Source organism: Flammeovirga aprica JL-4 (assembly GCF_012844305.1).
Taxonomy (GTDB): domain Bacteria; phylum Bacteroidota; class Bacteroidia; order Cytophagales; family Flammeovirgaceae; genus Flammeovirga; species Flammeovirga aprica.
In genome coordinates, this window is sequence record NZ_JABANE010000422.1 from 1 (window position 1) to 547 (window position 547).

1 protein-coding gene is annotated in these 547 nt (G+C 53.7%); it reads right to left on the minus strand.

Going from position 1 to position 547, the window contains the following annotated elements; genetic code table 11:
• Positions 1-547: phage nozzle protein (locus tag HHU12_RS34730; protein WP_205960112.1), on the minus strand; the 547-nt coding region annotated here is incomplete at both ends.

Below are 547 nucleotides of genomic sequence, written 5' to 3' on the forward strand. Positions count from 1 at the left end.
AGAGTCCTTCTTAAAGTCCACCGCAGCTATCCACACGTTGTAGGCATTACGCATCAGTAGGTACATCGTTGAGTTGATACAGTTTGCTGCCATCACTTCCACACCATCCCCGAAGTCCCAGTGGGACCACGACTGCTGCCGAATGTTCTCGTCCATGTAGAGGAACTTGTAGATGAATACCTTACTCGGAGCACCCTTGGTCAGCACACACGCGAAGTTCTCCGTACCAGACCCGTTGATGCTGTACACACCGTTCGGCACATAGTTTGGAACGTGGGCTGTCATGTCCTCTGCGTTCTTCACAGAGCTTACATCCTGTACCGCGTAGTAGCGCATGATGGACGTAAAGGAGCTGCGAGGGGACGCGTAGTAGATGTTCCTACCGATACCATAAGGACGCGCACGGTCTGACACATCGAACTGAGTGGTCAGGTCCAGCTGTGCAGTCTTAGCGGATAACACACCGTTGGCTGACAGGACGAACTGGGCCTCGTCGGACCACAGCAGCAGCTCCTCAGCGAAGCTCACAGCATACTTAAGGACCGAC